Source organism: Bacteroidales bacterium (assembly GCA_023228145.1).
GTDB lineage: Bacteria > Bacteroidota > Bacteroidia > Bacteroidales > CAIWKO01 > CAIWKO01.
This window is the reverse complement of the sequence record JALOBU010000044.1, coordinates 1-7,253: the sequence shown is the minus strand read 5'-3', so window position 1 is coordinate 7,253 and position 7,253 is coordinate 1. Positions and strand designations below refer to the sequence as shown.

10 protein-coding genes are annotated in these 7,253 nt (G+C 35.6%); 6 read left to right on the top strand and 4 right to left on the bottom strand.

Annotated elements, in window-relative coordinates; translation table 11 throughout:
- From M0R16_13225 to M0R16_13215, 3 genes are all read right to left on the bottom strand, one after another.
- A partial coding sequence (locus M0R16_13225) for a hypothetical protein (GenBank protein ID MCK9613833.1) occupies positions 1-714 on the bottom strand: 714 nt, incomplete at its 3' end.
- 103 nt (positions 715-817) lie between these two features.
- On the bottom strand, positions 818-1,459 hold the full coding sequence (locus M0R16_13220) for a DUF6266 family protein (protein ID MCK9613832.1): 642 nt from the start codon (positions 1,457-1,459) through the stop codon (positions 818-820).
- Between the two features lie 84 nt (positions 1,460-1,543).
- Positions 1,544-1,765 (bottom strand): hypothetical protein, encoded by a 222-nt coding sequence (locus M0R16_13215; GenBank protein MCK9613831.1) that lies wholly within the window; start codon positions 1,763-1,765, stop codon positions 1,544-1,546.
- A gap of 34 nt (positions 1,766-1,799) precedes the next feature.
- Between M0R16_13215 and M0R16_13210 the strand changes: the two genes are divergently transcribed.
- The 3 genes from M0R16_13210 (at position 1,800) to M0R16_13200 (ending at position 2,910) form a co-directional block, all read left to right on the top strand.
- On the top strand, positions 1,800-2,069 hold the full coding sequence (locus tag M0R16_13210; GenBank protein ID MCK9613830.1) for a hypothetical protein: 270 nt from the start codon (positions 1,800-1,802) through the stop codon (positions 2,067-2,069).
- 185 nt (positions 2,070-2,254) lie between these two features.
- Entirely contained in the window at positions 2,255-2,398 is a 144-nt protein-coding gene (locus tag M0R16_13205; GenBank protein ID MCK9613829.1) for a hypothetical protein, read from the top strand.
- A gap of 8 nt (positions 2,399-2,406) precedes the next feature.
- On the top strand, positions 2,407-2,910 hold the full coding sequence (locus M0R16_13200; protein ID MCK9613828.1) for a DUF4405 domain-containing protein: 504 nt from the start codon (positions 2,407-2,409) through the stop codon (positions 2,908-2,910).
- A gap of 30 nt (positions 2,911-2,940) precedes the next feature.
- On the opposite strand, the gene M0R16_13195 is transcribed toward M0R16_13200, so the two are convergent.
- Complete coding sequence (locus tag M0R16_13195; protein MCK9613827.1) at positions 2,941-3,222, bottom strand: hypothetical protein; 282 nt, start codon at positions 3,220-3,222, stop codon at positions 2,941-2,943.
- 1,067 nt (positions 3,223-4,289) lie between these two features.
- On the opposite strand from M0R16_13195, the gene M0R16_13190 reads away from it, so the two are divergent.
- From M0R16_13190 to M0R16_13180, 3 genes are all read left to right on the top strand, one after another.
- A complete protein-coding gene (locus M0R16_13190; GenBank protein ID MCK9613826.1) occupies positions 4,290-5,183 on the top strand; it encodes a LysR family transcriptional regulator in 894 nt (297 codons plus the stop codon).
- A 100-nt stretch (positions 5,184-5,283) separates the two neighbouring features.
- Positions 5,284-6,264: a putative sulfate exporter family transporter gene (locus M0R16_13185; protein MCK9613825.1), complete on the top strand. Its 981-nt coding sequence runs from the start codon at positions 5,284-5,286 to the stop codon at positions 6,262-6,264.
- Positions 6,265-6,514: 250 nt separating this feature from the next.
- Positions 6,515-7,171, top strand: coding sequence for a hypothetical protein (locus M0R16_13180; GenBank protein ID MCK9613824.1), 657 nt, complete (start codon positions 6,515-6,517; stop codon positions 7,169-7,171).
- Positions 7,172-7,253: the final 82 nt, after the last annotated feature.

Here is a 7,253-nt window from a genome sequence, read left to right as displayed (position 1 = left end):
AAAGTTATCAAATTTAAAATCCGTATTAAAATAAGCGCCTGCAGAAGGGCTGTTGATAATATTGGCCGGATTGTATGCCCGGACATCACGCAAAGGATCATTAATAATATTGTAGAAAAGCATCCCCTCAGACCAGGCATTGTCGAAATCGAAATTCAATGGCCAGTCAGGAAAAGACATTTCATTAATGTAAGTGGAAAAGCGATTTTTAAAGGGCAGTTTGCAGATATTGGCTGTATTGAATGAATTATCAAATATCAACCGGCCCACTGCTGTTAACCTGATTCTGTTGAAATCAATATCGCCCATATTGACCGTACTAAACTCGATATAAAACATATCAATAAAGGGATTGTAATCGAACTTGAAAATCAAAGGGGGCAGCATGGACCCACATGAAAGAATCATGTTTTGAAAAATGATCTTGCCGCTTTCATCAACTATAGGGTAATTTGCTTTGATGGCTTCGGCCCATGAAGTCGACCGGCCGTTCCGGTTCCTGAAGTTCAGGGGAATTACATTGTCTTTGAATGGTTGCAATGCCAGTGAAAGGTTTTTGATTTTCTGTCGCTGTAACTGCTGCGCTAATGTGTTTGGGTTTTTTACCAGAGGCTGGTACTTTGATACTGTGATCAGGGAATTCCATTTGCGAAAAATTACGTTGCCGATCTTTCCAATGGCATCGCCGAGAAAACCATTTTTTACTGTTGCCATGATGTAAATTTTTTGAGGTTTATTTTAATGTTATTTGTGTGGCCACAAAAAAGGGCTTTCCATGAAGGAAAAGCCCTTTTAAAGTGCAGCCAATGATTATTGATTAAAGAACTACCACGGTTCCGCTGTAAACGCTGTCGCTGCATTGTGCACCATCAGGGCTTACAAAAAAGGAATAAACATGAACCGTGTCACTTGACCATGTGGCGGGGACATCCTGTTGATCGAGGCCGGTCTGCCTGGTGGTGGCGGTGGGGCCGAAAAACCATTCATTTTTGTCTTCGTTGTAAGCTGCGGCATATAACAGGTCGAGATTTGCCGAATCAAGCGGATCAATGGGAGGTGCCCAGGTTCTTTTCACCTTGCTGGCCAGTTCATTTCCGGCCGTGATATTCGAGGTTTTAAACAACGGGCCTTTGGAGATGACAAGCAGGGAATAATCGATTGTATAGCTGCCCGGGGTACCCGTGATGGCGGTTTTGATGTTGGAGGCCACAAAAGAATTGAAGGCCGACATGCTTACAGCCATGTTTTTGAAAGAAAGACGGAGCATTCCCAGAAGCTGTCGTGCCAGGGCGATCATCAGGGAGAACTTGTTCCGCTGATTTACCTGCTCCGGTGTTCTGGGGTTTTTAACTTCGATGGGTTTACTTCTCATTGTGTTCTTTCCGAACTGTTTGGAGAAGACGGCTGACGCAAATTTCTGTTTGGTTCTGCCGGTGATGGGGTTTTGAACAATTGCCATGATTTTGGGGTTTAGGGGTTATTAATTGGATTTGGGGTTGATTACATAAAAATTAAGTGGGCTTGATATGGAGATGATATGGAATTAATTCGTTTTTGCTTTTTTCTGCTTATCAAACCATTCCGGGAATTTCTTCTTCAAAAGGTTGATGATCACGGTAGCCAGGATTCCTCCTATTATGCTAATCAGATATTTTATCAGATCACCCAGGGAGCCGAATTGTCCGGGATCAATTTCTGAAAGTGCAGTGGCTGCACCTGCTGTTGATGCCGTTCCAATGACGAAGTTTGCGATGTTGTGTATCATGATATTTATTTTATTTGTTTACTACAAATTTACAATGAAAACGGGGGTTTTAGAAGTTTTAACGGCTGAAATGCTTGGTAATCGTAGTTTATGGAGTGTCTTGCTTCGGATTACCCTTTTAACAGTACTGTTGATAAGTAATGAAAAGTTTTTCAGCGCAAAATGGCAGGGCTGTCGCCCCGCTAATAGAAAAAATATATCATTAATGAAACCTGTATGCAGCAAAAAAGCGCGTGTGCGGGCTGAATTGCAAGGTTTTTGCAAAAAAAATACTACCTCCTGCCACTATAAAAAAGTCCTATAAAAGCAGGAGTGTGGAGATTTTTTTTGCAAAACTTGCTTGACCTTGCAAGAGCGGTGGCAGCTTATCTTTGCATAAGGTTTTATTAATGATACCGCTGAGATACAAGTAATAAAAGGAAATACAACCTTTTATGATAGTAACATTTTGTTTTATTATTTTTGGAACTTAAATAAAACGTTACTGCTATGAATTTTGAAGAAATCAGAGCATTCCTCCGTAAAGACAAAAGGTTTAAAGAAGTTGAGACAGAATTTGTAAAAAGAGAAGTATCTGCAAAAGCATTGCTACTAAAGGAAGGTCAGATAGCAAATATTAGAAGTTATAATTAAAAAATGATATGACCCTAAAAATAAGAAAAGCCAAATTTAATTTCTGGATAAATTTAATATCGTTGCTGCCTGTTTCATTATTGGCCTTTACTGGACTTTTAATACAGCTCAATTATCACATGAAAAGATATAATGACAGTTGTGCTGTATGGGGATTAGACAGAGCCGACTGGCTGATACTTCATAAAGCATGTGCTGTAATAAGCATTATAACGATATTATTACACCTTTATCTGCACTGGAACTGGTTGAAAATGGCATTTACAAAAAGAAGATTAAAAAACGGAACCAGAGTAAAAAAGAATAGCCTTTGGCTGAGCATTATTTTTTTATTGGCAACGATTACCTCAATTATATCCTGGTTTTTTATTGAAGATAAATTACAGGCAAAGCATGTTATTGAAATCCACGACAAGCTGGGCATTGTACTTTCTATTTTGATCATAGTACATTTAATTCAACATTTTAGCTGGATTAAAAGGCTTTTCAAAAAAGACACATACAGGAATTAAATCAACAAAAAACAGAAAATTCTTTTAAGCTCACAATCCTATAAAGATTGTATTACCTGTATTTAAGGGTGGTTGGGTGGGGGTTGGTGGCAGCGATGGCGGTTTTGGCGTGGTTTTTTGTTGTGTGTCGGGAAAAATAATATAGCTGTCGGAGGTACGGAGCAGCTTTATTATGTGCGGCTGCGAAAGTATAGCGAATGAACTGAGAGGAGCGTAACCGAGATCAGGTAGCGAAGCGGACTGTCGAGGTGTAGCGGAACGAAGTGAGAGAGCTTTGCATGCAGCAGCGTGGCTTAACAAAAACCATGACAAAACCATAGGGTCAGGGCGCTTGGGATAAAAAAATCACGAAGTACATTATTGGTGCGTTGGCAGAAACCTGATGAGGGCTGGCGTAGTTTTGTGCACGTGCTGCGGGAGCATCGGTGTGCTGAGGGCATAAAATCAGCGGGCAGCATTGGCAGCCACAAAGGAATAAGCTGCAATACCGCCGAAAGGTTTTGTTGGCTTGTGTGCAAATGCAATTATCCACTATTGCACAAAACATTTTTCATGTTTGTGCAATCGACAAAGAAAATGTAATCCCGATAAACCGGGAAACATTTTCTAAGGCGGGATAATGTCAACTAATGCATTAGTTCGCCCGCGCCTAATGCATAACTTGCCATTATGAGTGAAATGAACGAAATCGAAATGAAATGCAGCGTTGCTGAAACGTAGTGGAAGCGTCAGCGGAATGGAATGCAGGTGTAATGAATGAACTGATAATGCCTTTACGACGGAGAGGGTATAATTTTTTTTATTATGGGAAAGACCATTGCTGCTTATGTATTTGTGTCCGGGAAGGCACTGCCCTGCTGATTTTATATTAGGATGGGGAAACCGATACTATAGGGCTTGGCAAAAACTATGACAGCCCGAGAAGTTCAATATTAAAGGTTTGTTGTGGGATGGCTTTTGTGGGTGGCGGAAGGTGCGGCAATTTTACATAATATAAGTTATAACTGACAGGCAGCACCCATGTTCAACTCGCCCAGCGGCGAAGCTATCGTTTACCTTGTGACCCTGCTGCTTATGCCTGCCTGTTTTATAACTCCTATTATGTTAAAGCTGCTACGATACTATTCTTACAAAAATAGCGATCCGGCAGCCGGGCAAAATACGTGGGTGCAAAGTGCATTTTGTCCCGGCGGGCAAAAAAAATACAATAAACAAAATTTGGTAGATAAAATTTTTTATATTTGAAAAAAATACGTTTGTAAGCGTTTGTAAATGGACTTACAGCAAGCCAATAGTTAGCGGTTATCAAAACAGAAAAATGAATACAAAACATGTTTGATATACTTTGAAATTTAATACAATAAATATAGGTTTAATATATGTTTGATTTTCGATTAAAGGTTTTTAACACGGTTGCAAAACGACTTAATTTTACAAAAGCTGCGGAAGAATTGTATATTACTCAACCTGCAATTACTAAACATATTCAAGAAATTGAAAATCATTACAAAGTAAAATTATTTGAACGAAACGGCACTAAAATAAAACTGACACAAGCAGGTGAAACCTTATTGCAATATTCTGACCAATTGTTTGCAATTTATCGCAACCTGGAATTTGAAATAAATAGTCTTACTCAAAGACATAGTGGAATATTGCGGATTGGAGCAAGCACTACGATTGCTCAATACGTTTTATCGCCTGTATTGGCAACTTTTCACCAGAAATTTAAAGACATAAAAATTACACTTTTTAATAATAATACCGAACAAATTGAACATTTTTTACAAAACAATGATATTGACCTTGGAATAATTGAAGGTCAATCAAAGAATTCATTATTCAAATATACTGAATTTGTAAAAGATGAATTGGTATTAGTTGCAAGTACAAAAAATCCACTGGCAAAAAGACAAACTATTGAACTTGATGAACTACTAAAAATCCCTATATTATTACGAGAACCCGGTTCAGGAACGCTAGAAGTAATTGCGTACAATTTAAAACCGTTTGGGATAAAAATATCTCAGTTGAACATTGAAATGCAATTAGGAAGTACCGAAAGTATAAAATCATATTTATTAAATTCAAATACGTTGGCGTTTCTTTCAATTCATTCAATATTAAAAGAACTTCACAATAATGAATGTTGTATTATTGATGTAAACGGTCTTAACATCGAACGATACTTTTATTTCATTCAAAAGCATGGAGAAGCCGAAAGTTTACCTGATTTTTTTATGCGATTTGCAAGTCATTATAATTTTAAGTAATATAGCATAAATAAAAACGATTTCTTTGACATTTTGTTTTTGCTGAATTTTGTGCTGTTATTAAACGACAAAATTATTTATAAATTAACAAAGCAACGTCATGGAAAACGGAATAAAAAAAACTGATGAACAAACTGTACAAAAAAAGTTCTTTGGCATTAGAATAACAATTAGAGAACTAATTTTTATTATTGCAATCATTTTTAGTTTATCACCATTTGCTTCACCACCAATAGCTTTGTTACTTGGTTTATTTATTGCGTTATTTATTGGAAATCCATTCAAACATTTAAGTCACAAAGCTACCCATATTTTGTTGCAAATTTCTGTTGTCGGACTTGGTTTTGGTATGAATGTAACTAGTGCGATAAATGCCGGTAAAACAGGCGTTTTGTTTACCGTTTTTTCAATAATTGGAACGTTGGTAATAGGATTCTTGTTAAGTAAAATTTTTAAAGTAGAAAAGAAAACATCTTATTTGATTTCATCAGGAACAGCAATTTGTGGTGGAAGTGCTATTGCAGCAATTTCGCCCGTGATAAAAGCTGAAGAGAAGCAAATTTCGGTTGCATTGGGTACAATATTTATTCTTAATTCTATTGCCTTGTTTATTTTCCCTGTAATCGGGCATAAATTAAATTTATCACAAACTCAATTTGGTTTATGGTGTGCAATAGCAATACATGATACCAGTTCGGTAGTTGGCGCTGCATGCAAATATGGTAATACAGCTTTGGAAGTTGCTACAACAGTAAAGTTAACAAGAGCTTTATGGATAATACCCATCGCATTTTTATCAACCTTTATTTTTAAAAATAAAAAAAGTAAAATAAAAATTCCATATTTTATTGGATTATTTATAATAGCAATGTTTCTAAATTCATATTTTCCGTTTATACAACAATATAATTATATTATTGTAAATATTGCAAAAGCCGGGTTAACCCTGACATTGTTTCTAATAGGTAGTGGATTATCAAAAACAATTTTGAAATCGGTTGGTTTCAGACCTCTTCTTCAAGGTGTAACACTCTGGATAATAATATCAATTGTATCTCTAGTCGTGATAAATTTTATTTGATACTTGCATCAATAAAAGTATTTATTTTAGAATTTGGGGTGACGGGTTGACTATTCCGGAGCAAAGTATGCCACCATTCCGGAGTAAACTATGCCACAGCTCCCGGGCAAAATACGTGGGTGCAAAGAGCATTTTGTCCCGGTTGCATTAAAAAAATAAAATGAAATAAAAACATAATGCGAAGCAAAAAACTTCGAATAACTAAGAAAAATAAACCAATTTTCATATTTTTGAGAAAAAAGTTTTAATAATGGAAGAGAAAGAGTTAAGCTTTGAGGACAAAAACATCAAGGAACTTTTATTAGAAGGGAAAATAAACACTCGTTTATATGATGTTTTAGAAGATGCAAATATCTATACCCTATCTGAATTAATTAAATATTATCAAGAAAATCTTACTTTTATTAGAATAAGAAATGTTGGGAGAAATTCAAATAACGATTTAATCGCACTTGTAAATGAATATTCAAATTTTTTTCCGGAAATAAAAATGACAAGCCCTTTTGACGAAGCAGAAAATAATGAACAAATCAAAAAAAATTCAGAGTTAAAAGAAATTTCAATATTTAGATTATTGAAAGAAGGCAAAATTGATGTTAGGACATATAATGTGTTAAATAATGAGAAAATATATAATGTTCTAGATATAATCGAATATTATTTAAAGCATAAAAAGTTTGACAATATTAAAAAAGCCGGAAGAAGAACGAATGAGTATTTGATGAAAATTGTTAAAGAAAATCATAACAAAAGATTTCTTGGTCAAGAGTTTTATACTGAAACTGTTTTAAAAAAATTTGAAACAAATAATTTGGAAGTAAACCCAAAAATAAAAGTAGAAAGTCTTGATGAATATGAACAATTTGTAAGCTTACCTGAAAGTCGGCCATTTGAGATTAGAGTTTAGCCGAAGCGCCAGCGAGGCGTTTCGTATTGAATTTTAATTTTAAATTAGCTATATGAAAGCAAAACGATTTACAGAAAATCAG